20 protein-coding genes are annotated in these 20,812 nt (G+C 69.4%); 10 read left to right on the top strand and 10 right to left on the bottom strand.

Annotated features, from left to right (window positions below):
• Positions 1 to 9: 9 nt before the first annotated feature.
• On the top strand, positions 10 to 864 hold the full coding sequence (locus tag QY917_RS08810; RefSeq protein WP_123675974.1) for a molybdate ABC transporter substrate-binding protein: 855 nt from the start codon (positions 10 to 12) through the stop codon (positions 862 to 864).
• Between the two features lie 124 nt (positions 865 to 988).
• Here the strand turns inward: QY917_RS08810 and modC are convergent, their stop codons facing one another.
• The 3 genes from modC to modA form a co-directional block, all read right to left on the bottom strand.
• A complete protein-coding gene (gene modC, locus QY917_RS08805) occupies positions 989 to 2,077 on the bottom strand; it encodes a molybdenum ABC transporter ATP-binding protein (RefSeq protein WP_302076370.1) in 1,089 nt (362 codons plus the stop codon).
• Positions 2,074 to 2,757 carry a molybdate ABC transporter permease subunit gene (modB, locus tag QY917_RS08800; protein ID WP_047349501.1) on the bottom strand — a complete coding sequence of 228 codons (684 nt, stop codon included), beginning with the start codon at positions 2,755 to 2,757 and terminating at the stop codon, positions 2,074 to 2,076. The genes modC and modB overlap by 4 nt, the downstream gene beginning before the upstream one ends.
• Before the next feature lie 91 nt (positions 2,758 to 2,848).
• Entirely contained in the window at positions 2,849 to 3,610 is a 762-nt protein-coding gene (gene modA, locus QY917_RS08795; RefSeq protein ID WP_123675975.1) for a molybdate ABC transporter substrate-binding protein, read from the bottom strand.
• A 133-nt stretch (positions 3,611 to 3,743) separates the two neighbouring features.
• On the opposite strand from modA, the gene QY917_RS08790 reads away from it, so the two are divergent.
• The 7 genes from QY917_RS08790 to QY917_RS08760 all read left to right on the top strand — a co-directional run bounded on the left by QY917_RS08790 (position 3,744) and on the right by QY917_RS08760 (position 10,667).
• Entirely contained in the window at positions 3,744 to 4,529 is a 786-nt protein-coding gene (locus QY917_RS08790) for a TOBE domain-containing protein (RefSeq protein WP_123675976.1), read from the top strand.
• Between the two features lie 172 nt (positions 4,530 to 4,701).
• On the top strand, positions 4,702 to 5,472 hold the full coding sequence (locus tag QY917_RS08785; RefSeq protein ID WP_088888483.1) for an ABC transporter ATP-binding protein: 771 nt from the start codon (positions 4,702 to 4,704) through the stop codon (positions 5,470 to 5,472).
• 1 nt (position 5,473) lies between these two features.
• Positions 5,474 to 6,187 carry an ABC transporter ATP-binding protein gene (locus tag QY917_RS08780; RefSeq protein ID WP_123675977.1) on the top strand — a complete coding sequence of 238 codons (714 nt, stop codon included), beginning with the start codon at positions 5,474 to 5,476 and terminating at the stop codon, positions 6,185 to 6,187.
• A gap of 44 nt (positions 6,188 to 6,231) precedes the next feature.
• A complete protein-coding gene (locus QY917_RS08775) occupies positions 6,232 to 7,434 on the top strand; it encodes an ABC transporter substrate-binding protein (protein WP_015913847.1) in 1,203 nt (400 codons plus the stop codon).
• 83 nt (positions 7,435 to 7,517) lie between these two features.
• A complete protein-coding gene (locus QY917_RS08770) occupies positions 7,518 to 8,714 on the top strand; it encodes an ABC transporter substrate-binding protein (RefSeq protein WP_123675978.1) in 1,197 nt (398 codons plus the stop codon).
• Positions 8,715 to 8,762: 48 nt separating this feature from the next.
• The gene (locus tag QY917_RS08765) at positions 8,763 to 9,647 is read left to right on the top strand and encodes a branched-chain amino acid ABC transporter permease (protein ID WP_088886333.1); all 885 of its coding nucleotides are present in this window, start codon (positions 8,763 to 8,765) and stop codon (positions 9,645 to 9,647) included.
• 18 nt (positions 9,648 to 9,665) lie between these two features.
• Positions 9,666 to 10,667 (top strand): branched-chain amino acid ABC transporter permease, encoded by a 1,002-nt coding sequence (locus QY917_RS08760; RefSeq protein WP_088886334.1) that lies wholly within the window; start codon positions 9,666 to 9,668, stop codon positions 10,665 to 10,667.
• 202 nt (positions 10,668 to 10,869) lie between these two features.
• On the opposite strand, the gene QY917_RS08755 is transcribed toward QY917_RS08760, so the two are convergent.
• From QY917_RS08755 to QY917_RS08745, 3 genes are read right to left on the bottom strand one after another with little or no spacing between them, the layout of a single operon-like run.
• A complete protein-coding gene (locus tag QY917_RS08755) occupies positions 10,870 to 12,012 on the bottom strand; it encodes a lipocalin-like domain-containing protein (protein WP_123675979.1) in 1,143 nt (380 codons plus the stop codon).
• Entirely contained in the window at positions 12,012 to 13,103 is a 1,092-nt protein-coding gene (locus QY917_RS08750; protein ID WP_123675980.1) for a PLP-dependent cysteine synthase family protein, read from the bottom strand. Before QY917_RS08750 ends, QY917_RS08755 begins: the two co-directional genes overlap by 1 nt.
• A gap of 9 nt (positions 13,104 to 13,112) precedes the next feature.
• On the bottom strand, positions 13,113 to 15,746 hold the full coding sequence (locus QY917_RS08745) for an ABC transporter permease (RefSeq protein ID WP_123675981.1): 2,634 nt from the start codon (positions 15,744 to 15,746) through the stop codon (positions 13,113 to 13,115).
• 137 nt (positions 15,747 to 15,883) lie between these two features.
• Here QY917_RS08745 and QY917_RS08740 point away from each other — a divergent pair, with 137 nt between their 5' ends.
• Entirely contained in the window at positions 15,884 to 16,312 is a 429-nt protein-coding gene (locus QY917_RS08740) for an Hsp20/alpha crystallin family protein (protein ID WP_015913840.1), read from the top strand.
• Here QY917_RS08740 and QY917_RS08735 read toward each other — a convergent pair.
• Genes QY917_RS08735 through QY917_RS08725 form a run of 3 tightly spaced genes read right to left on the bottom strand, consistent with a single transcriptional unit; the run spans position 16,309 to position 19,200 of the window.
• Complete coding sequence (locus QY917_RS08735) at positions 16,309 to 16,986, bottom strand: ABC transporter ATP-binding protein (protein WP_123675982.1); 678 nt, start codon at positions 16,984 to 16,986, stop codon at positions 16,309 to 16,311. The genes QY917_RS08740 and QY917_RS08735 overlap by 4 nt on opposite strands.
• Positions 16,983 to 17,954, bottom strand: a complete 972-nt coding sequence (gene miaA, locus QY917_RS08730; protein ID WP_123675983.1) for a tRNA (adenosine(37)-N6)-dimethylallyltransferase MiaA — start codon at positions 17,952 to 17,954, stop codon at positions 16,983 to 16,985. The genes QY917_RS08735 and miaA overlap by 4 nt, the downstream gene beginning before the upstream one ends.
• On the bottom strand, positions 17,944 to 19,200 hold the full coding sequence (locus tag QY917_RS08725; protein ID WP_123675984.1) for a multidrug effflux MFS transporter: 1,257 nt from the start codon (positions 19,198 to 19,200) through the stop codon (positions 17,944 to 17,946). The genes miaA and QY917_RS08725 overlap by 11 nt, the downstream gene beginning before the upstream one ends.
• 144 nt (positions 19,201 to 19,344) lie before the next feature.
• Here QY917_RS08725 and QY917_RS08720 point away from each other — a divergent pair, with 144 nt between their 5' ends.
• Positions 19,345 to 20,334 (top strand): 2-hydroxyacid dehydrogenase, encoded by a 990-nt coding sequence (locus QY917_RS08720; RefSeq protein ID WP_123675985.1) that lies wholly within the window; start codon positions 19,345 to 19,347, stop codon positions 20,332 to 20,334.
• Positions 20,335 to 20,341: 7 nt separating this feature from the next.
• Here the strand turns inward: QY917_RS08720 and QY917_RS08715 are convergent, their stop codons facing one another.
• The gene (locus tag QY917_RS08715; RefSeq protein WP_123675986.1) at positions 20,342 to 20,779 is read right to left on the bottom strand and encodes an HIT family protein; all 438 of its coding nucleotides are present in this window, start codon (positions 20,777 to 20,779) and stop codon (positions 20,342 to 20,344) included.
• Between the last annotated feature and the right edge of the window lie 33 nt (positions 20,780 to 20,812).

Genomic DNA, 20,812 nt, shown 5'->3' with positions numbered 1-20,812 from the left:
GGCCATGCCATGGACCGCCGTTCCTTGCTCCGTGTGGCCGGCGTGGCCGCAATGGCTGCCGTGTTGAGCGGTTGTGCCCAGCCTGGCGGCACGGCAATGGGTGCAAGCACGCCGTCCGCGGGCATGGGCGCGGCCACGAACGTGACCGTCTATGCCGCCGGCAGCCTGCGCGAGGCCTTCACCGAGATTGCGCGTGAGCACGAGGTGCGCACGGGCCAGAAGGCGGCATTGACCTTCGGAGCGTCCGGCCTGCTGCGCGAGCGCATCGAGTCCGGCGAGCCGGCCATGGTATTCGCCTCGGCCGATACCGAGCACCCGCAGCGCCTGGCGCGCGCGGGCGATTGGGGCGCGCCGCAGGTGTTCACCCGCAATGCCCTGTGTGCACTGGCTGCGCCCGGCGTGCCGGTGACCACGGCCAACCTGCTGGACACGCTGCTGGGCGCCGACATGCGGCTGGGCACCTCCACGCCCCAGTCGGACCCGTCGGGCGACTATGCCTGGGAGCTGTTTCGCCGGGCAGAGCAGGTACGCCCCGGCGCCTTTGCGCGGCTGGAGGCCAAGGCGCTGCAACTGACCGGCGGGCCCACCTCGCCCAAGGCGCCACCCGGTCGCGGCACTTATGCCTGGGTCATGGCCGAGGGGCGGGCGGACGTGTTTCTGACCTACTGCACCAACGCCGTTTCTGCCCAGCGCGAAGTGCCGGCGCTGCAGGTGGTGCAGGTGCCGCCAGAGCTGCAGGTGGCTGCGGCTTATGGGCTCACGGTGCGTCGCGGTGCGCCCCAGGCCGCGCTGGACTTTGCCCAAACCCTGATGGCCGAACCCGCGCAGCGCGTGCTGCGGCGCCTGGGATTTGCCGCGCCCTGAGCGGCGCGCGGCACGGCTTCACCATCGCGGGCGTTGAACTTGGCGATGGGTGGGCGCACCTGCGTGTCGCGGCATGGCTGGCCCAGATGACGTGTAGCGCCGTGCGTCCGCAGGAGTGATCGCCTCAGTCCACCAGCGCCACGCCCTTGACCTGCGCAAACACCTCATCGCCCACGGCCAGCGCCAGCGTGCGGCAAGAGCGCAGCGTGACGCGCGCCAGCAGCGTGGTGCCCGCCACGTCCAGCGCCACCAGCACCTGGCCGGGGCCGCCGTCGGCCAACTGCGTGATGCGCGCGGGCAGCAGGTTCAGGATGCTGCTGTCCGCCGCGCGTGTGCGCGCCAGGCTCACGTCGCGCGCCAGCACGCGCAGACGCACGCTCTCGCCCACGGCGCGCGGGCGGCCGCTGGCCAACTGAATCTGCCCGCTGTCGATGGCCACGGTCAGCAACTGGTCGTGCGCATCGTGCGCCAGCACGCGGCCCTGCACCAGCGCGGCGGCGGCGTCGCCGTGCGCCAGGGGCAGGTCCAGCCGCGCCATCAGCTCGGCCGTGGGGCCCTGGGCCGTGACGCGGCCGGCCCGCAGCAGCACCAGGTGGGAGGCCAGCCGGGCCACCTCGTCGCTCGAGTGGCTCACGTAGAGCACGGGAATGTCCAGGCTGCGCTGCAGGCGCTCCAGGTAGGGCATGACCTCGGCCTTGCGCGCGGCATCCAGTGCAGCCAGGGGCTCGTCCATCAGCAGCACGCGCGGGCTGGTGGCGAGAGCCCGCGCAATCGCCACGCGCTGGCGCTCGCCGCCCGAGAGGGTGTGGGGCATGCGCTGCAGCAGCGCGCCCAGGCCCAGCAGTTCCACCGCCTGCTCCAGCGACACGCGGCGGCGTGCGGGCGGCTGGCGGCGCAGGCCGTACTCCATGTTGCGGCGCACGTCCAGGTGCGCGAACAGGCTGGCCTCCTGGAACACATAGCCCAGCGCGCGCTGGTGCGTGGGGCGCCACTGGCCGGTGGCGTCGTCCTGCCAGACTTCGCCGTTGACCTGTACGCTGCCGCGCGCGCGCTCCAGCCCCGCCAGCGCGCGCAGGCAGGTGGTCTTGCCGCAGCCCGAGGGGCCGAACAGCGCCGTCACGCCATGGCCCGGCAGCGCCAGCTGCACGTCTAGCGTGAAGTCCGGCCGCGCCAAAGACAGCCGGGCGTGAATGCCGTTCATTGCGCCCGTCATCGCCCCCCCCTGGGCTGCAGCCAGTGCAGCAGCATGAGCACGATGAACGAGAACGCCACCATGCCGCCGGCGAGCCAGTGCGCTTGGGCGTACTCCAGGGCTTCAACATGGTCGTAGATCTGCACCGACACCACGCGCGTCACGCCGGGGATGTTGCCGCCCAGCATGAGCACCACGCCGAATTCGCCCACCGTGTGCGCAAAGCTCAGGATGGCGGCCGTCACGAAACCGGGGCGCGCCAAGGGCAGGGCGACACTGAAGAACCGGTCCAGCGGGCTGGCGCCCAGCGTGGCCGCCACCTCCAGCGGTCGGCGGCCCAGCGCTTCGAAGGCGCGCTGCAGCGGCTGCACGGCGAACGGCAGCGAATACACGAGGGAGCCGACGACCAGCCCCGGGAAGGTGAACGGCAGCCGTCCCAGGCCCAGCGCCTCGGTCAGCTGCCCGATGGCGCCGCCTGGCCCCATGCTCACCAGCAGATAGAAGCCGATCACCGTGGGCGGCAGTACCAGCGGCAGCGCCACCACGGCCCCCACGGGGCCGCGCCAGCGCGAGCGCGTGTGGGCCAGCCACCAGGCCAGCGGCGTGCACAGCACCAGCAGCAGCACGGTGGTGACGCTGGCCAGCTGCAGCGTGAGCCAGATGGCGGCCCAGTCGTCAGGGCCGATCAGGGGTGTGTTCAATGCTATGAAAACAAGAGCTGTTGGCGCTTGATTTATCTGGTTTGTCAGTCGGATTGGCTGGGGAACGCCCCGCCATCATGCGCAAGGCGCTTCAAAAATCATAGCCGTAGGCACGGATGACGGCGCGCGCTTTCTCGCCGCGCAGGTACTGCATGAGCGCGTCGGCCGCGGGGTTGCCCTGGCCCCGCTGGAGCACGATGGCGTCCTGGCGGATCGGTGCGTGCATGGTGGCGGGCACGACCCAGGCCGAGCCTTCGCGCAACTGGCCGTTCTCCATCACCTGCGAGAGCGCCACGAAGCCCAGTGGCGCGTTGCCCGATGCGGCGAACTGGTAGGTCTGGCCGATGTTCTCGCCCGTGACCACGCGTGGCTGCACCTGCGCCGCAAGGCCCAGCTTGTCCAGCGTCTGCATCGCGGCCAGGCCGTAGGGCGCCAGCTTGGGGTTGGCGATGGCGATGTGCTTCCAGTCGCCGGTGCGCAGCACCTGGCCTTGGGCATCCACATAGCCGGGCTGCTTGCTCCACAGCACCAGCCGGCCGATGGCGTAGGTGAAGCGCGTGGCGCCGTTACCCAGGCCCTCACGGGCGATCTTCTGCGGCGTGGCGTCGTCGGCCGCCAGCAGCACCCCGAACGGCGCGCCGTTGGCGATCTGCGCGTAGAACTTGCCGGTAGCGCCGAAGGACAGCACGGCCTTGTGGCCCGTGTCCTGCTCGAACTGCGCGGCGATCCGTTGCATGGGCGCGGTGAAGTTGGCGGCCACGGCCACCGATACCTCACCCGCGTGCGCTGCCGGCAGCAGGGCAGCGGCAGCCAGAGCGGACCACAGGATGGAGCGGACAGGGAAACCGGACATGAGAGGACCTCGTTATTCCATTTATGAATAGCGAGAAGTATAGCTACCCACCCGCGCATGCCGTTTGCCGTTTGCCGTTTGCAACATGCCGCGTGCGCCCCAAGCGCCTTGTCGCCCGTGCGCGCAAGGCGGCATGATCGCGCCCATGCAGCATTCCGTATCGTTCCTCGACGCCCTTGGCCATGGCATGGCCGACAAGCGCATCGACATCCTGCGCCAGATCGGGCAGGGCGGCTCCATCTCCCAGGCTGCGCGTGCCGTGGGCGTCAGTTACAAGGCCGCGTGGCAGGCGCTGGATACGCTGACCAACCTGGCCGGCGCACCGTTGGTGGAGCGCGTGGTGGGCGGCGTGGGCGGCGGCGGCGCGCGCCTCACGCCCGCGGGGCGGCAGTTGCTGGAGGCGGCCGATGCGATGCGGCAGGTACGCGCCACGGTGCTGGCCGGGGTGGGCGAGGGCGGCGGCGTACAGGCGGTCGCCGCGCGGCTGGCGGTGCGCACCAGCATGCGCAACCAATGGCCCTGCATCGTGCAAGGCATGCAGGCGTGTGGGCAGATCGTGCGCGTGCATCTGCGTGGGGCGGGCGACGCGGCGCAGCTGCAGGTGTTTTCGCGCATCACGCGCGAGAGCGCCGAGCTGCTGGGCCTGCGCCCGGGCGTGCCCGTGCAGGCGCTGTGCAAGGCCACGGCCGTGCGTGTGCTGGCTGCGGCACGCGCGCCTGCGCCGGGTGCCGCCAATCAGTGGGCCGCGCGGGCCGCGCGCGTGTCGCGCGGCGAGTTGGGAGACGAGGTCGCGGCGCAGTTGGAGGCGGGCATGCAGATGGTGGGATTCGCTGCCGCGGGATCGGGGCTGCGCGTGCGCTCGCGTGTCGTCATGGTGGCCGAGGAGTCGGCCATCGTGATCGCCGCCGAGAGCGCATGAATGACCCGCAAGGCCCCGTGTTGGCCGGGGGCATGAAGCGTTCGTACGTAGGCGTTTATACATAGGCATTTCTCCCAGTTATGGCGCACGGGGTGGCACTTTAGGATGCGGTGCAACATAAACATGGAGACGGTCTGTGTCGCGCACCCCGCGCGGCACGTGCCTGATGACAATGAGCGACGTCATACTGCAAACATCCCGCCTCACCAAGGAATTCAAGGGCTTCACCGCGGTCAGCGATGTGAATCTGAGCGTGCGCCGCGGGTCCATCCACGCATTGATCGGCCCCAACGGCGCAGGCAAGACCACCTGCTTCAACCTGCTGACCAAATTCCTGGAGCCCACGTCGGGCACCATCCATTTCAACGGCCACGACATCACGCGTGAGCATCCGGCGCAGATCGCGCGGCGCGGCGTGATTCGCTCGTTCCAGATCTCGGCGGTGTTCCCTCACCTCACGCTGATGGAGAACGTGCGCCTGGGCCTGCAGCGCAAGCTGGGCACGAGCTATCACTTCTGGCGCAGCGAGCGCAGCCTCAGCCAGCTCAACGACCGTGCGGTGCAACTGCTGACCGAGGTCGGCCTGCAGGAGTTGGCCGACGAGGTCACGGTGAACCTGCCCTATGGCCGCAAGCGTGCGCTGGAGATCGCCACCACGCTGGCCATGGAGCCCGAACTGATGCTGCTGGACGAGCCCACGCAGGGCATGGGCCACGAGGACGTGGACCGCGTCACGCAGCTCATCAAGAAGGTGTCTGCGGGCCGCACCATCCTCATGGTGGAGCACAACATGAAGGTCATCTCGACCATCGCCGACCGCATCACGGTGCTGCAGCGCGGCGCCGTCCTGGCCGAAGGGCCCTACGAAGAAGTCTCAAAGAATCCGCAAGTCATGGAAGCGTACATGGGCACGACCGACGGCCAACTGCAGGGGGCGCACTGACATGGCCGGCACCCCCGCACTGGAAATCCGCAATCTCGAAGCCTGGTACGGCGAGTCGCACGTGCTGCACGGCGTGGACATGGTTGTGCAGCCCGGCGAAGTGGTCACGCTGCTGGGACGCAACGGCGCGGGCCGCACCTCCACCATGCGCGCCATCATGGGCCTGACCGGCGCACGCAAGGGCTCGGTGAAGATCCACGGCGTGGAGACCATCCACCTGCCCACGCACCGCATCGCGCACCTGGGCCTGGGCTACTGCCCCGAAGAGCGCGGCATCTTCTCCAGCCTGTCGTGCGAGGAGAACCTGATGCTGCCGCCCGTGCTCAAGACGGGCTCGCAGGGCATGTCGATCGACGAGATCTACGCCATGTTCCCCAACCTGGCCGAGCGCAAGAACAGCCAGGGCACGCGCCTGTCGGGCGGTGAGCAGCAGATGCTGGCCGTGGCCCGCATCCTGCGCACCGGCGCCAAGCTGCTGCTGCTGGACGAAATTTCCGAAGGCCTGGCGCCCGTGATCGTGCAGGCGCTGGCACGCATGATCATCACGCTGCGCGAGAAGGGCTACACGGTGGTGATGGTGGAGCAGAACTTCCGCTTCGCCGCGCCGCTGGCCGACCGCTTCTACGTCATGGAGCACGGCCAGATCGCCCTGCAGTTTGGCGCCGACGAGCTGGAGGCCAAGATGCCCGTGCTCAACCAGTTGCTGGGCGTCTGACCGACCCCTTTCCCATTCGTTTCGCACCCACCAAGGAGACAACAATGCAAAAGACACTCAAGACACTGGTCGCAGTGATGGGGGCCGCCGGCCTGGCGGTATCTGCCATGCAGGCCCATGCGCAGGACAAGGTGAAGATCGGCTTCATCACCGACATGTCCAGCCTCTACGCCGACGTGGAAGGCAAAAACGGTGCTCTGGCCATCCAGATGGCCATCGACGACTTCGGCGGCAAGGTGCTGGGCAAGCCCATCGAACTGCTCTCCGCCGACCACCAGAACAAGGCCGACATCGCTGCCAGCAAGGCACGCGAGTGGATCGACACGCAGAACCTGACGATGCTGTTCGGTGGCACCAACTCCGGCACCGCCCTGGCCATGGCCAAGGTGGCCGAAGAGAAAAAGCGCGTGTACTTCAACAGCGGCGCTGGCTCCTCCGCGCTGACCAACGACCAGTGCACGCCCTACACCGTGCACTACGCCTACGACACTGTGGCTCTGGCCAAGGGCACGGGCGGCGCCGTGGTGAAGCAGGGCGGCAAGGACTGGTTCTTCCTGACGGCCGACTACGCCTTCGGCCAGGCGCTGGAGAACGACACCGCCAAGGTGGTCAAGGAAAACGGCGGCCGCGTGGTGGGCAACGTGAAGCACCCGCTGAACGCGTCCGACTTCTCCTCCTTCCTGCTGCAGGCACAAAACTCCAAGGCGCAGATCCTGGGCCTGGCCAACGCTGGCGGCGACACCATCAACGCCATCAAGGCAGCCAAGGAATTCGGCATCAACAAGAACATGAAGCTGGCCGGCCTGCTGGTGTTCCTGACCGACATCCACAGCTTGGGCCTGCGCAACACCGAAGGCCTGCTGCTGACCACCAGCTGGGACTGGAACCTGAACGACAAGACGCGCGAGTTCGGCAAGAAGTTCTTCGCCAAGACCAAGCGCATGCCCACGGACATCCACGCGGCCGACTACTCCGCCACCATGAACTACCTGAAGGCCGTGCAAGCCGCCGGCACTACCGATGCCGACAAGGTCATGGAGAAGCTCAAGTCCACGCCGATCGACGACTTCTACGCCAAGGGCACGATCCGCGCCGACGGCCGCTTCGTGCACGACATGTACCTCATGCAGGTGAAGTCGCCCTCCGAATCCAAGGAACCCTGGGACTACTACAAGGTCGTGGCCAAGCTGCCCGGCGACCAGGTGTTCACCACCAAGGCCGAGAGCAAGTGCGCCCTGTGGAAGTGAGTTGAGCCACGGCCCCGGGCACTGCCCGGGACCGCGCGCGTCGACGTTGCAAACCAAAGCATGAAAGACAAAGGAGACACCACATGAAAGCGAAGCTCACGACATTGGCGTTCGTGCTCGGGGCCGCAGGGCTCATGGCGTCGACCGCGCACGCGCAGGACAAGGTCAAGATCGGCTTCATCACCGACATGTCCAGCCTCTACGCCGACGTGGAAGGCAAGAACGGTGGCGTGGCCATCCAGATGGCCATCGACGACTTTGGCGGCAAGGTGCTGGGCAAACCCATCGAGCTGCTGACGGCCGACCACCAGAACAAGGCTGACATTGCTGCCAGCAAGGCACGCGAGTGGATTGACACCCAGGGCCTGACCATGATCTTCAGCGGCACCAACTCCGGCACTGCGCTGGCGCTGGCCAAGATCGCCGAAGAGAAAAAGCGCGTGATGATCAACAACGGCGCGGCTTCTTCTGCGCTGACCAACGACCAGTGCACGCCCTACACCGTGCACTACGCCTACGACACCGTGGCCCTGGCCAAGGGCACGGGCGGTGCCATCGTCGATGGCGGCGGCAAGAGCTGGTTCTTTCTGACGGCGGACTATGCCTTCGGCCATGCCCTGGAGGCTGACACCTCCAAGGTCGTGAAGGACAAGGGCGGCACGGTGGTGGGCGCGGTGCGCCACCCGCTGAATGCGTCCGACTTCTCGTCCTTCCTGCTGCAGGCGCAGAACTCCAAGGCGCAGATCCTGGGCCTGGCCAATGCCGGCGGCGACACCATCAACTCGATCAAGGCGGCCAAGGAATTCGGCATCGGCAACAGCATGAAGCTGGCAGGCCTGCTGATCTTCTTCAGCGACGTGCACAGCCTGGGCCTACGCAATACCGAAGGCCTGCAGTTCACCACCAGCTGGTACTGGGACCTGAACGACGAGACGCGTAAGTTCGCCGACAAGTTCATGGCCAAGACCAAGCGCCGCCCCACCGAGATCCAGGCTGCCGACTACTCGGCCACGATGAACTACCTGAAGGCCGTCGAGGCCGCCAAGACCACCGACGCCGACAAGGTGATGGAGGCCTGGCGCGCCATGAAGATGAACGACTTCTTCGGTTCCGGCTACCTGCGTGCCGACGGCCGCTACGTGCACGACATGTACCTCATGCAGGTGAAGTCGCCGTCCGAGTCCAAGGGCACCTGGGACTACTACAAGCTCATCAAGAAACTGCCGGGTGAACAGGTGTTCACCACCAAGGCCGAGAGCAAGTGCGCCCTCTGGAAGTGATCGCGCTGCTCTCCTGATCCGACTCCCCTACATCAGCGTTCAGTTCCCATGGAAATTTTTGGTGTTTCATTGCCGGCCATGCTGAGTCAGCTCCTCCTGGGGCTGGTCAATGGCTCGTTCTACGCGATCCTCAGTTTGGGGCTGGCCGTCATCTTCGGCCTGCTCAACGTGATCAACTTCGCGCACGGTGCGCTGTTCATGCTGGGGGCGCTGATCACCTGGATGGCCATGAACTATTTCGGCGTCAACTACTGGGTGATGCTGATTTGTGCTCCGCTGATCGTAGGGGTGATCGGTGTGGTGATCGAGCGGCTCCTGCTGCGCTGGATCTACAAGCTCGACCACCTGTACGGCCTGCTGCTCACGCTGGGCCTCACGCTGATGATCGAGGGCGTTTTCCGCTCCATCTACGGCGTCTCCGGCCTGGGCTACGACACGCCCGAGCTGCTGGAGGGCGCGACCAACCTCGGCTTCATGATCCTGCCCAACTACCGCGCCTGGGTGGTGGTGGCCTCCATCGTGGTGTGCATCGCCACCTGGTACGTGATCGAGAAGACCAAGCTGGGCGCCTACCTGCGCGCCGGCACCGAGAACCCCCGTCTGGTGGAAGCCTTCGGCGTCAACGTGCCCGTCATGGTGACGCTGACCTACGCCTTCGGCGCGGCGCTCGCGGCCTTCGCCGGCGTGCTGGCGGCGCCCGTGTACCAGGTCACGCCGCTGATGGGCCAGAACCTCATCATCGTCGTGTTCGCGGTGGTGGTGATCGGCGGCATGGGCTCCATCATGGGCTCCATCCTCACCGGCCTGGGCCTGGGCGTGATCGAGGGCTTCACCAAGGTGTTCTACCCCGAAGCCTCGTCCACCGTCGTGTTCGTCATCATGGCCATCGTCCTGCTCATCCGCCCCGCCGGCCTGTTCGGCAAAGAGAAGTAAGCCAACGGGGTGAACCACATGAACGTCAATAAATTCGCTCCCATTGGCTACGGCCTGCTGCTGCTCGGCCTGATCGTCGCGCCCTTCCTTGGCGCCTACCCGGTGTTCGTGATGAAGCTGCTGTGCTTCGCGCTGTTCGCCTCGGCCTTCAACCTGCTGCTGGGCTACACGGGCCTGCTGTCCTTCGGCCATGCCGCGTTCCTGGGCGGCGCGGCCTACGTGACGGGCCATGCCGTGAAGGTGTGGGGCGCCACGCCCGAGCTCGGCCTGCTGGCCGGCCTGCTGGCCGGCGCGCTGCTGGGGCTGGTGATGGGCTTCTTCGCCATTCGCCGCCAGGGCATCTACGCCACCATGATCACGCTGGCCCTGGCACAGATGCTGTTCTTCGCGGCGCTGCAGGCGCCCTTTACGGGCGGCGAGGACGGCCTGCAGGGCGTGCCGCGCGGCAAGCTGTTCGGCGTGCTCGACCTGTCCAGCGACCTGACCATGTACTACGTGTGCCTGATCGTGGTGGTGGTGGCCTTCCTGCTGATCGTGCGCACCATCCACTCGCCGTTCGGGCAGGTGCTCAAGGGCATCAAGGAAAACGAACCGCGCGCCATCTCGCTGGGCTACGACACCAACCGCTTCAAGCTGCTGGCCTTCGTGATCTCGGCCGCCATTGCGGGTCTGGCCGGCGCGCTCAAGACCCTGGTGCTGGGCTTCGCCACGCTGTCCGACGTGCACTGGAGCGCCTCCGGCCACGTGGTTCTGATGACGCTGGTGGGGGGCCTGGGCACGCTGAGCGGCCCGCTGGTGGGCTCGGCCGTGGTGGTGCTGCTGGAGAACAAGATCGGCGAGCTGGGCACGCTGCTTGCGCAGCTCACGACCATCGACTGGTTCAACACCCTGGGCGAGTCGGTGACCATCGTCACGGGCCTGATCTTCGTGGTCTGCGTGCTGGCCTTCCGCCGCGGCATCATGGGCGAGATCATCGCCTGGCTGGAGCGCCGCCGCACAGGGGGCAGCGGCAGCCACTGACGCCCTCGTCACCGCATGCCGGCTGGGCCAAGCCCCCAGGCCGGCGGCACCCTCGGCCATGCGCGGCAACCGCCCTGCATGGCCGCTTTGTTTTTGATAGCTGGCGGCGCTTGTTGTATCTAGGTTTTAGATACAAACCGGGTGGAAATACCCAAAAACAAAGCGCTGGCAGCTATCACATGCATAGCGACGGGCCGCGCCGTCAGCCCAGCCGCAGGCGCTGCGCATAGCCCGTCATTTCCAGATAGCCGCGCCCCACCTCGGGGCCGGCCGGTTCGCCCGCATCGCCCCGCGCCCGCGCTGCATGCAGCGTGCACAGCCCTTCCCAGTAGATCGCGCCGGTGGAGCCGCGGCTGTCCAGCTCCTGCGCGTCCAGCAGCGCACGCACGATGAAGCCGCCCGCAGGCGTGTCCACGCGCCACTGCACCGGGTAGCGCACGCCGCTGGCCGGGCTGTGCCAGTGGCGCAGCGGGGAGAACACCACGGCCTCGGATGCGAACACCTGCGCGGCGTCCGCTCCTGCGGGCCGCCAGGAACCCCCGGTCCAGAGCGTGCTGCCGTCGGCGCGCCGCAGGCGGAACGCGGTGAGTGCGGCGCCGTCGTGCAGGTTCATGCCGATCCAGTCCCAGCCCACGGCCTCGGGGTGCATCAGCGCCTCGCTCCACTCATGGTCCATCCAGGCGCGGTTGGCGGGCGCGGCCAGTGGTTGCACCGGCATGCGCCGGCCCGCGAGGGTGATGGCGCCCGTCACGACCAACTGGGGCTGGCTGTAGTAGTAGCTGGCCTGCGCCGCGTCGGGCCCCTTGCGCGACAGGCCGGCCTGGCCCTGCAGCAGCACGGGCTGGGTGCTGGCGCAGTCCAGCTCCAGCGCAAATCCTTCTGCCTGCGCGCGCACCTCGTAGCGGCTGCCGCCCGGCGCGCTGCTGGCATGGCGCGTGAGCGACCAGTCGCGCAGGCGCACCTGCGTGTCGCCTTCCAGCGCCTCGGCAATGCCGAAGCCCGCGCGGGCAATGCGCTGGTCGTGCAATTGGCGACGGCCTTGCACGTCGGTCAGCGCCGCGTGCGCAAACACGAGCTGGCGCGCGGCGAAGGCGGACTGCATGCCCTGCGTGGCATCCACGCGCGTGCGAAAGAAGGTGATCTGAAAGCCCCACAGCCGCTCGTCGGCCTGCGCATGGCCGGTGATGTACCACCACTCGGTGCGCAGATCGGGGTGGCTGCCGTGGTCGCGCGGGAAGGCCAGCGTGCGCGGCGCCAGGGCCCAGGCGGGAGCAGCCCAGCCGCAGGCAGCACTGCCCAGCGCGCCCTGGGCCGCGAATGCCAGCAGCGCGCGGCGTCCGACCATCAGGCCAGCAGCGCCTGCAGCCGCCCGTGCGCGGCCGCGCAGTCGCCCAGGCAGCGCTGCACCCAGGCGTCGTCGTGGTAGGTCGGCAGGTAGCGCTCGCCCGCGTCGCACAGCAGCGAGAGGATCGACCCCTGCTGCCCCTGCGTGCGCATCTCCTGCGCCAGCCGCAGCATGGCGACGAAGTTGGTGCCCGTGGACGGGCCGACGCGCCGCCCCAGCAGGGTGGACAGCGCGCGCATGGCGGCGACGGAGTCGTCGTCGGCCACTTCTTCCATGCGGTTCACCAGCGTGCGGATGAAGCTCGGCTCCACGCGCGGGCGGCCAATGCCTTCGATGCGCGAGCCCGGCGCGGTGAGCGTGGCATCGCCCGTGCGGTGGTAGGCGCTGAACACCGAGCCCGCCGGGTCGGCCACGCACACTTGCGTGGCATGCCGCTGGTAGCGCACATAGCGGCCAATCGTCGCACTCGTGCCGCCCGTGCCCGCACCCACCACGATCCAGCGCGGCACTGGGTGGCGCTCGCGCTGCATCTGGGTGAACATGCTCTCGGCGATGTTGTTGTTGCCGCGCCAGTCGGTGGCGCGCTCGGCGTAGGTGAACTGGTCCATGTAGTGGCCGCCGGTGTCGGCGGCGATGGCGCGCGCCGCGTCGTACACGTCGCCCGCACGCTCCACGAAGTGGCAGCGTCCGCCGTAGAACTCGATCAGCGCGATCTTCTCGGCGGAGGTGCTGCGCGGCATCACCGCCACGAAGGGCAGGCCCAGCAGCCGCGCGAAATACGCCTCGCTCACGGCGGTGGAGCCGCTCGATGCCTCCACGATGGTGGAACCCTCGCGCACCCAGCCATTGCACAGCGCATACAGGAACAATGAGCGCGCCAACCGGTGCTTGAGGCTGCCCGTGGGATGGGTGGATTCGTCCTTCAAATACAGGTCGATGCCGGCGCCGGCGAACGCCGGCAGCGGCAGCGGGATCAGGTGGGTGTCGGCGCTGCGCTGGTAGTCGGCCTCGATGCGGGCGATGGCCTCGTGCAGCCAGCCGCTGCCGGCCGCCGGGGCGGAAAGAGAGGAGGGGGACAGCATGGCCCGCATTGTCGGCGACTACCAGTCTTCCTTGACGGCCATCACCGCGTCGCGCCCCGCGGCCAGGCGGCCTGCCAGCCAGGCGGTCAGCGTGCCTACCGCCACCACGGCCAGGGCCAACGCGCCCAGTCGCGGCCACGGCACGGCCAGGTCCATGGTCCAGTGAAAGCTCTGCGGGTTCACCACATGCACCAGCACCGTCGCCACGGCCAGGCCCAGCAGCGTGCCGGCCACCGCGCCCACGGCCGTCCAGGCCGCGCCCTCGCCGGCGACCACGGCCAGGATCTGCCGCCGCGTGAGCCCCAGGTGGGCCAGCAGCCCGAACTCCTTGCGCCGCGCCAGTACCTGCGCGCTGAAGCTGGCCGCCACGCCGAACAGCCCGATGCCGATGGCCACCGCCTGCAGCCAGTAGGTGACGGCGAAGCTGCGGTCGAAGATCGCAAGCGACCGTGCGCGGATCGCATCGGCCGAGGTGAATTCCAGTGCATCCGCCGCCGAGGCGCCCAGACTCTCGCGAGCCTGCTCCAGCACCTCGCTGCGCAGCGCGCCGGCCTCGCGGCCCGGCGCGGGCCACAGCGCCAGGTCGCTGGCGCGCGCGTCACCCGTCAGGCGCGCGAAGTCCTGCAGGTCCAGCGCGATGGCGCCGTGCTGGCGCACATAGTCGCGCCACACACCAGCTACGAAAAATATAGCTGCTGGCGCTTTTCCAGACTGCGCTGCAGGCCTGAAAACCTCTGAAAGCCGCGGCCAGTCCGCGCCTGGGCGGGCGCCGTACAGGTCCACCACCGCCTCGCTCACGTACACGCCGACGCGCCCTGGCGGCACGGGGCGCGCAGGGTCCACCAGTGGCAGAGCGCGGGCCGGGTCGCCCTCCAGCGGCCGGGCCAGCAGCGCGACGGGGGCGCGGTCGGGTGCCAGTTGCAGGCTGCTGGTGCGCAGCGCCTGCACGCGCGCCACGGCGGGCAGGCGCGCCACGGCATTGACGAAATCCGGGGGGAATACCGCGGCCTCGTCGCCGCTGGCGCCGCCGGCCGCGCGCAGGTACAGCGGCGCGGGCAGCACGCTGTCCAGCCACTGGCTGACCGAGCCGCGAAAGCTGCCTACCATCACCGTCAGCGCCACGGCCAGGCTCAGCGCCGCCACCACGCCGCCCACGGCCACGGCGGCGCTGGCGCGCATGCGGCGGGCGCGTTCCAGCGCCAGCAGGGCCAGGGCATGGCCCGCCGCCAGCGGCTGCAGCCGCGCCAGCAGCGCCTGCACCAGCCAGGGCAGCAGGGCAATGCCGCCGATCAGCAGCAGGCCCACCGCCACGTAGGCCGCCAGCGGTATGCCAAAAATGGGCGGAAGCGTTGCCAATAAAGCGCTAGCAGCTATCAAAACAAGACCGATCCAGGCGCGCGCGCCGCGCCCGGCCTGCGCACCCAGGCCCTTGAGGGTCTGCGCCGGCGGCAAGTGCTGCGCATGGCGCGCGGGCCACCAGCCGCCGATCAGCGCGGCCGCTACGCCCAGCAGGCCGTAGAGGAGCGCTGCCGGCGTACTCCACTGCAGCGCAGGCTGTGCGCCGGTGAAGTAGCCGCCGCCCAGGTCGCCACCCAGCAGGGTGAGCGCCAGCGCCGCCAGCGCCGTGCCCAGGGCGATGCCGGCCACGCTGCCGATGAGGCCCAGCGCGCAGGATTCCAGCAGCACCAGCGCCTGGCGCTCGCGCGGCGTGGTGCCCAGCACGGCCAGCAGCGCGAACTGCGGCGCGCGCTGCGCCACGCTGAGCGCCAGCACCGAATACACCAGGAAGCCCCCGGTGAACAGCGCCACCAGCGCCAGCACCGTGAGGTTGACGCGGTACGCGCGCGAGAGGCTGTCCACCCGCTGTACATCGTCCTGCGGCGCGGCGAACTGCACGCCCGCCGGCCAGCCGGGCAGGGCGGCCAGCGCCTGCTGCACGCTGGCGGGCGTGCTGCCGGGCTGCAGTCGCAGGTCGATGCGGGTGAGCTGCCCCGCGCGGCCGAACAGATCCTGCGCCGCACCAATGTCCATCACCGCCAGGGGCGCGCCGCCCGCAGCCACCGTGCCCGCCACGCGCACGGGGTGCGCCGCCAGGCCTGCCTGCAGTGTGATGGCGGGGGTGTGCGCGTCGATGGCGCCCAGGCCCAGCGCCTGTTGCGCCGCCGGGTTGAGGAACACGCTGGCGGGCGCCAGCATGGCCAGGCGGTCGGCCCCTTCGTAGGCACGCGGCGCCAGGGCGGGCGCCATGGCGGGCAGCAGCAGCGCATCGGCGCCCAGCACACGCAGCGCCACGGGTGTCTGGCCGCGGGTCGCGGACGCCCGTACCGGCACTTCCAGCCACGGGCTGGCCAGGCGCACCTGCGGCTGGCGGGCAACCTCGCCATAGAGCGATTCGGGCAGCGCGCCGCGTGTGGCGCGCAGTTCCAGGTCGGGCTGGCCGTTCACCGCGCGCACGGCCTGGGCGAATTCGTCCAGCGCCGACGCATTGATCACATGCACTGCGAACCCCAGCGCCACGCCCAGCATGACGGCGGCCACGGCGGCTGCGCTGCGCCAGGGGTGGTGGCGCAGCGCACGCCAGGAGAAGGTGCGCAGCAGGGCGGTCAGCATGCCGCGATTGTGCGGCCCGCGGCGCGTGGAGTTGCGCTGCATCAAATTCAAACGTGCGGGGGTTCTTGAACCGCGGCGCGACAGCGCCTATATAGCCTGAAGACGGCGGGGGCTGACCTCGCCGGACAGATGGCCCGTGCGGGCCGCTTCACCTTGTTCTCGAAAGAAGGAGTTTCATCATGAATTCACTGGTCACCCGTGGCAGCTTGTTTGACGATTTCTTCAAGGACTTTGCGCCGGGCTTCTATGTCCGCCCGTTGCACGGCGATGGGCTGCCCACGCCGTCGCAGATCAAGATCGACGTGAAGGAGGACGACGCCGCCTACACCGTGCATGCCGAGGTGCCCGGCGTGCCCAAGGAGGACATCCATATCTCCATCGATGGCAACGTGGTCAGCCTGCGCGCCGAGGTGCGCCAGCACGACGAGAAGAAAGAAGGCGAGAAGGTGCTGCGCAGCGAGCGCTACTTTGGCTCGGTGGCGCGCAGCTTCCAACTGCCCGTGGATGTGGACGCCGCCCAGTGCAAGGCCAAGTACGACAACGGCGTGCTCACGCTCACGCTGGCCAAGAAGCAGGGCAACAAGACTCAGCGCCTGACGATCGACTAAATCGCTTGCGCCGGGCGGATACCCTGCGCCGTGAGGCGCAGCACCCGGTCCGCCCGCGCCGCGGCGGCCTGCGAATGGGTCACCAGCACCAGCGCGGCGCCGTGCTCGCGGGTCTGGGCGATGAGCAGATCCATGACCAGCGCCGCCGTGGTGGGGTCCAGATTGCCCGTGGGCTCGTCGGCCAGGAGCAGGGCGGGGCGGTGCACCAGCGCGCGGGCAATGGCCACGCGCTGCAACTGCCCCCCGCTGAGCTGCTGCGGTAGCCGCTCGCCCAGGCCTTCCAGGCCCACGGCGGCCAGCATATGCTGCACGCGCCGCGCATCGGAGCGGTTGAGCAGCATCAGCGGCAGGCCCACGTTCTGTGCCACGTCCAGATGCGGCAGCACATGGAAGGCCTGGAACACGAAGCCCACATGGGCGCGACGCCACAGGGCGCGCTGCGTGTCGTCCAACTGCCCCAGATCCACGCCCTCGTGCAGCACCTGACCGGCATCCCAATGGTCCAGCCCCGCCAGGCAGTTGAGCAGCGTGGACTTGCCCACGCCCGAGTCGCCAACGATGGCGACGAACTCCCCGCGCCGCACCTGCAGATCCACGCCCTCGAACACCGCCTGCCCGCCGTAGCGCTTGGCAAGGCCGCACACCTGCAGCAGGGTCGTGGGTTGGGCGCTCATGCGCCGCTACCCCACACGCGCGCGCGCACGGCCTGCACCAGTTGCGCAGTGGCGTCGGGCGCGTCGCAGGCGATCGAATGGCGCTCGGGCATGCTGCGCAGCCAGGTGATCTGGCGCTTGGCCAACTGGCGCGTGGCGGCAATGCCGCGCTCCGGCAGGCTGCTCATCGGGTAGAGGCCGTCCAGTGACTCCCACGCCTGGCGGTAGCCCACGCAGCGCATGCTGGGCAGGTCGGCGTGCAGGTCGCCGCGCGCACGCAGGCGCAGGACTTCGTCCAGAAAGCCGGCGGCCAGCATGGCGTGAAAGCGCTCGGCAATGCGCCCGTGCAGCCAGGCGCGGTCGTGTGGTTCCAAGGAAAAAAGGCTTGCAGCGCTCATCGGGCGGCCGCTGGCAGCTACGGTTTTGGTCGTGTGAAAGCTCGACAGCGGCCGGCCCGAGACATGCCACACCTCCAGCGCGCGCTGGATGCGCTGGCTGTCGCCGGGCGCCAGCCGCGCGGCAGTCTGCGGGTCCACCTGGGCCAGACGGGCGTGCATGGCGGGCCAGCCCTCGGCGGCAGCCTGGGCCTCCAGGCGCGCGCGCACGGCGGCGTCGGCGGGCGGCATGTCGTCGATGCCGTCAAACAGCGCCTTGAAGTACAGCATGGTGCCGCCCACCAGCAGCGGTAGCGCGCCGCGCGCGCGGATCTCGCCGATCAGGCGCGTGGCGTCCTGCACGAACTCGGCCGCGCTGTAGGCCTGCAGCGGGTCGCGGATGTCGATCAGGTGGTGCGGCACGCGGGCCTGCTCGGCGGGCGTGGGCTTGGCGGTGCCGATGTCCATGCCGCGGTACACCAGGGCCGAGTCCACGCTGATGATCTCCACCGGCAGGCGGGGCGCGAGCGCGTCGGCAATAGCAAACGCCGCTGCCGTCTTGCCCGAGGCCGTGGGCCCAGCCAGCGCGAGCGCGGGAATGTGGTCAGCGGGCATGGGCAACCTCCTGCGGGGCATGGCGCTGCACCAGCGTCCAGGCAATGGCGGCCAGCAGCAGCGACCACAGGGCCACGCCTTGCACCAGCGGCCACACGCTGCCGTCCAGCGCCCCGCCCAGCCACTGGCCGATGGCGAAGCCCGCCAGCATCATCATGAAACCATTGAGCGCCGAGGCCATGCCCGCCGCCTGCGGGAACGGTCCCACCGCGCCCGACTGCCCGCAGGGCTGGTGGATGCCGTGGCCCACCATGTAGAGGTAGAACGGCGGCAGCAGCGCGGCCACGCTGTGCCAGCCCAGCGCGGCGGCCAGCAGCATCAGCAGGCCACCGCTGGCCGACAGCGCGCCGGCGATGGCGACCGTGCGCTTGAGGCCCTGGCGCGCCAACAGCCGCCGGCACAGCAGCGTGCCCAGCAGGTAAGCCACGGCCGTGGACAGCAGCGCCAGCCCGTACTGCGTGCGCGAAATGCCCAGCACGTCGAGGTAGACGAAGGACGAAGCAGCCAGGAAGGTGAACAGCCCGCCATAGCTGGCCGTGGTGAGCAGCGAGAACGCCCAGAACGTGGGCGTGCGCAATATCTGCGCCGCGGTGCCTGCCAGCATGGCGGGGCGCAGGGCGTGCGGGTTGCGCTGGTGCAGCGTCTCGGGCATGCGCAGCGCCACCAGCGCCAACGTGCCCATGGCGTAGCCGGTGAGCGCCAGCAGTGCCGCGCGCCAGTTGAACCATTCGGTCAGCAGCCCGCCCAGCGGCGCGCACAGGCAGGCCACGAGCCCCAAGCCGGTCAGCGCCTTGGACATGGCGCGTGCGCCCGCCAGCGGCGTGTACAGGTCGCGCACGATGGCGCGCGCGCACATCACCACGGCGCCCATGGCGACGCCCTGGGCCGTGCGCCAGGCGATGAGCACCGCCATGGACGGCGCCAGCGCCGCGCCCACCGCCGCCAGCGTGTACAGCGCCAGCCCGGTGAGCAGCACCGGCCGGCGGCCGAATCGGTCGGACAGCGGCCCCCATGCCAGTTGCGAGCAGCCAAAGGCCAGCAGCAGCGCGGACAGCGTGAGTTGGCCTGCGGCCACGGGTGCGTTCAGGCTGCGCGTGAGCGCGGGCAGGGCGGGCAGGTACAGATCGGTGGTGACGGGCTGGATGCTCAGCAGCAGGGCCAGCACCAGGATGGCCAGGCCGGGAGGCACAGGCACGGGTACCGGAGGCGCCTGCTGCGGGCCGATGGCGGCGGACGGGACGGACATGATGCGCGCGAGGGTAGCAGAGTCGATGGCGCGGCAGACCCAAGGCCCCGCACCCCCGCCGGGGCTTGGAGCGGTGCACAGGGCAGGTCCAACGCATTTGGACGAAAATGGCCTGTACCGCCCTATAGACAAGCGCGAGCAGCTATGAAAAACATAGTCCACTGCGCGCATTCAGCTTCGAGCAACGCCGTGACCTCCACCACCCGCATTCCTTTGCTTATCCTCAACGGCATGACGCCGCAGCACCTGGACCAGATCGGCCAGCGTTTTGACGTCTGCTATGCCCCCACGCCCGACGCGCGCGCCCAGGCCATCACACAGCAGGGCGCGCGCTTCAGGGCGGTGCTGACCATCGGCGCCGTCGGTCTCACGGCGCAGGAGATCGCCGCCATGCCCGCGCTGGAGCTGGTGTGTGCCCTCGGCGCGGGCTACGAGAACGTGGCGCTGGACGCCGCCCGCGCGCGCGGCATTGCGCTGGCCAACGGCGCGGGCACCAACGACGACTGCGTGGCCGACCATGCGTTCGGGCTGCTGATTGCCATCGTGCGCGGCATGCGCACCCTGGACCAGCAGTGCCGCGCCGGCGTGTGGCGCGATGCGATCGGCCTGCCGCCCAATGTCTCGCGCAAGCGGCTGGGCATCTTCGGGCTGGGCACCATCGGCCACAAGATCGCGCGCCGCGCCGCAGGCTTTGACATGGAGATCGGCTACCACAACCGCAGCCCGCGCGCGGAGTTGCCGCACCGCTACTTCCCCAGCCTGCAGGAGCTGGCCGCCTGGTGCGACGTGCTGGTGTGCGCCACGCCGGGCGGGGCGTCCACGCGCCACCGCGTCAATGCCGAGGTGCTGCAGGCGTTGGGGCCCCAGGGCTACTTGGTGAACATCGCGCGCGGCAGCGTGGTGGACACGCAGGCCCTGGCGGCCGCGCTGCGCGAGCGCCGCATTGCCGGCGCGGGGCTGGATGTGTACGAGAGCGAGCCCGCGCCGCCGCAGGAGCTGGTGGGCCTGGACAACGTGCTGCTCACCCCGCACGTGGCCGGGTGGTCGCCCGAGGCCGTGCAGGCCAGCGTGGACCGCTTCCTGGCCAACGCCGAGGGCCACTTCGCGGGCCGCGGCGTGCTCTCGCCGATCTGACCCCGGACTACAGCGCCGCGCGCAGGCGCTCGGCATAACCGGCCAGCACGGCGGCTGGCGGCTCCTGGCGTGGCCAGGTGAAGGTGATGCCGTCGTCCTCATGGCGCGGCACCACGTGCAGGTGCACATGCGCCACCGTCTGCCCGCCCAGCGCGCCATTGGCCTGCAGCAGCGTGAGCCCCGGCGGGTCGAACGCGGTGCGCACCGCCAGCGCGACGCGGCGCGCGGTCTGCATCAGCGTCGCGGCCTCTTCGGGGGTCGTGTCGAGCAAGGTGGCCGCATGCCGTTTGGTCGCGACGAGGACATGGCCCGGCGTGACCTGGCCGATGTCCATGAAGGCGATCGTGAGCGCGTCCTCATAGACCTTGGCACTGGGGATCTCGCCGGCCACCAGCCGGCAGAAGATGCATTGGCCGGGCGGCGAGGTGTCAACGAACATGGGCACGGGTGGTCTCTCCTGTAGGTTGGAATGTCCGGG

Source organism: Diaphorobacter sp. C33, assembly GCF_030503915.1.
GTDB classification, from domain to species: Bacteria; Pseudomonadota; Gammaproteobacteria; order Burkholderiales; family Burkholderiaceae_C; genus Diaphorobacter; species Diaphorobacter nitroreducens.
Note: the sequence above shows the minus strand (reverse complement) of the source record. Positions and strands in the feature narration are given on the sequence as shown.

What these genes read in the sequence shown, in the direction of transcription:
- QY917_RS08810 (WP_123675974.1), top strand. Translation starts at nt 10, where the DNA reads ATGGACCGCCGTTCCTTGCTCCGTGTGGCCGGCGTGGCCGCAATGGCT.
- modC (WP_302076370.1), bottom strand. Translation starts at nt 2,077, where the DNA reads ATGACGGGCGCAATGAACGGCATTCACGCCCGGCTGTCTTTGGCGCGG.
- modA (WP_123675975.1), bottom strand. Translation starts at nt 3,610, where the DNA reads ATGTCCGGTTTCCCTGTCCGCTCCATCCTGTGGTCCGCTCTGGCTGCC.
- QY917_RS08790 (WP_123675976.1), top strand. Translation starts at nt 3,744, where the DNA reads ATGATCGCGCCCATGCAGCATTCCGTATCGTTCCTCGACGCCCTTGGC.
- QY917_RS08785 (WP_088888483.1), top strand. Translation starts at nt 4,702, where the DNA reads ATGAGCGACGTCATACTGCAAACATCCCGCCTCACCAAGGAATTCAAG.
- QY917_RS08780 (WP_123675977.1), top strand. Translation starts at nt 5,474, where the DNA reads ATGGCCGGCACCCCCGCACTGGAAATCCGCAATCTCGAAGCCTGGTAC.
- QY917_RS08775 (WP_015913847.1), top strand. Translation starts at nt 6,232, where the DNA reads ATGCAAAAGACACTCAAGACACTGGTCGCAGTGATGGGGGCCGCCGGC.
- QY917_RS08770 (WP_123675978.1), top strand. Translation starts at nt 7,518, where the DNA reads ATGAAAGCGAAGCTCACGACATTGGCGTTCGTGCTCGGGGCCGCAGGG.
- QY917_RS08765 (WP_088886333.1), top strand. Translation starts at nt 8,763, where the DNA reads ATGGAAATTTTTGGTGTTTCATTGCCGGCCATGCTGAGTCAGCTCCTC.
- QY917_RS08760 (WP_088886334.1), top strand. Translation starts at nt 9,666, where the DNA reads ATGAACGTCAATAAATTCGCTCCCATTGGCTACGGCCTGCTGCTGCTC.
- QY917_RS08755 (WP_123675979.1), bottom strand. Translation starts at nt 12,012, where the DNA reads ATGGTCGGACGCCGCGCGCTGCTGGCATTCGCGGCCCAGGGCGCGCTG.
- QY917_RS08750 (WP_123675980.1), bottom strand. Translation starts at nt 13,103, where the DNA reads ATGCGGGCCATGCTGTCCCCCTCCTCTCTTTCCGCCCCGGCGGCCGGC.
- QY917_RS08745 (WP_123675981.1), bottom strand. Translation starts at nt 15,746, where the DNA reads ATGCAGCGCAACTCCACGCGCCGCGGGCCGCACAATCGCGGCATGCTG.
- QY917_RS08740 (WP_015913840.1), top strand. Translation starts at nt 15,884, where the DNA reads ATGAATTCACTGGTCACCCGTGGCAGCTTGTTTGACGATTTCTTCAAG.
- QY917_RS08735 (WP_123675982.1), bottom strand. Translation starts at nt 16,986, where the DNA reads ATGAGCGCCCAACCCACGACCCTGCTGCAGGTGTGCGGCCTTGCCAAG.
- miaA (WP_123675983.1), bottom strand. Translation starts at nt 17,954, where the DNA reads ATGCCCGCTGACCACATTCCCGCGCTCGCGCTGGCTGGGCCCACGGCC.
- QY917_RS08725 (WP_123675984.1), bottom strand. Translation starts at nt 19,200, where the DNA reads ATGTCCGTCCCGTCCGCCGCCATCGGCCCGCAGCAGGCGCCTCCGGTA.
- QY917_RS08720 (WP_123675985.1), top strand. Translation starts at nt 19,345, where the DNA reads ATGAAAAACATAGTCCACTGCGCGCATTCAGCTTCGAGCAACGCCGTG.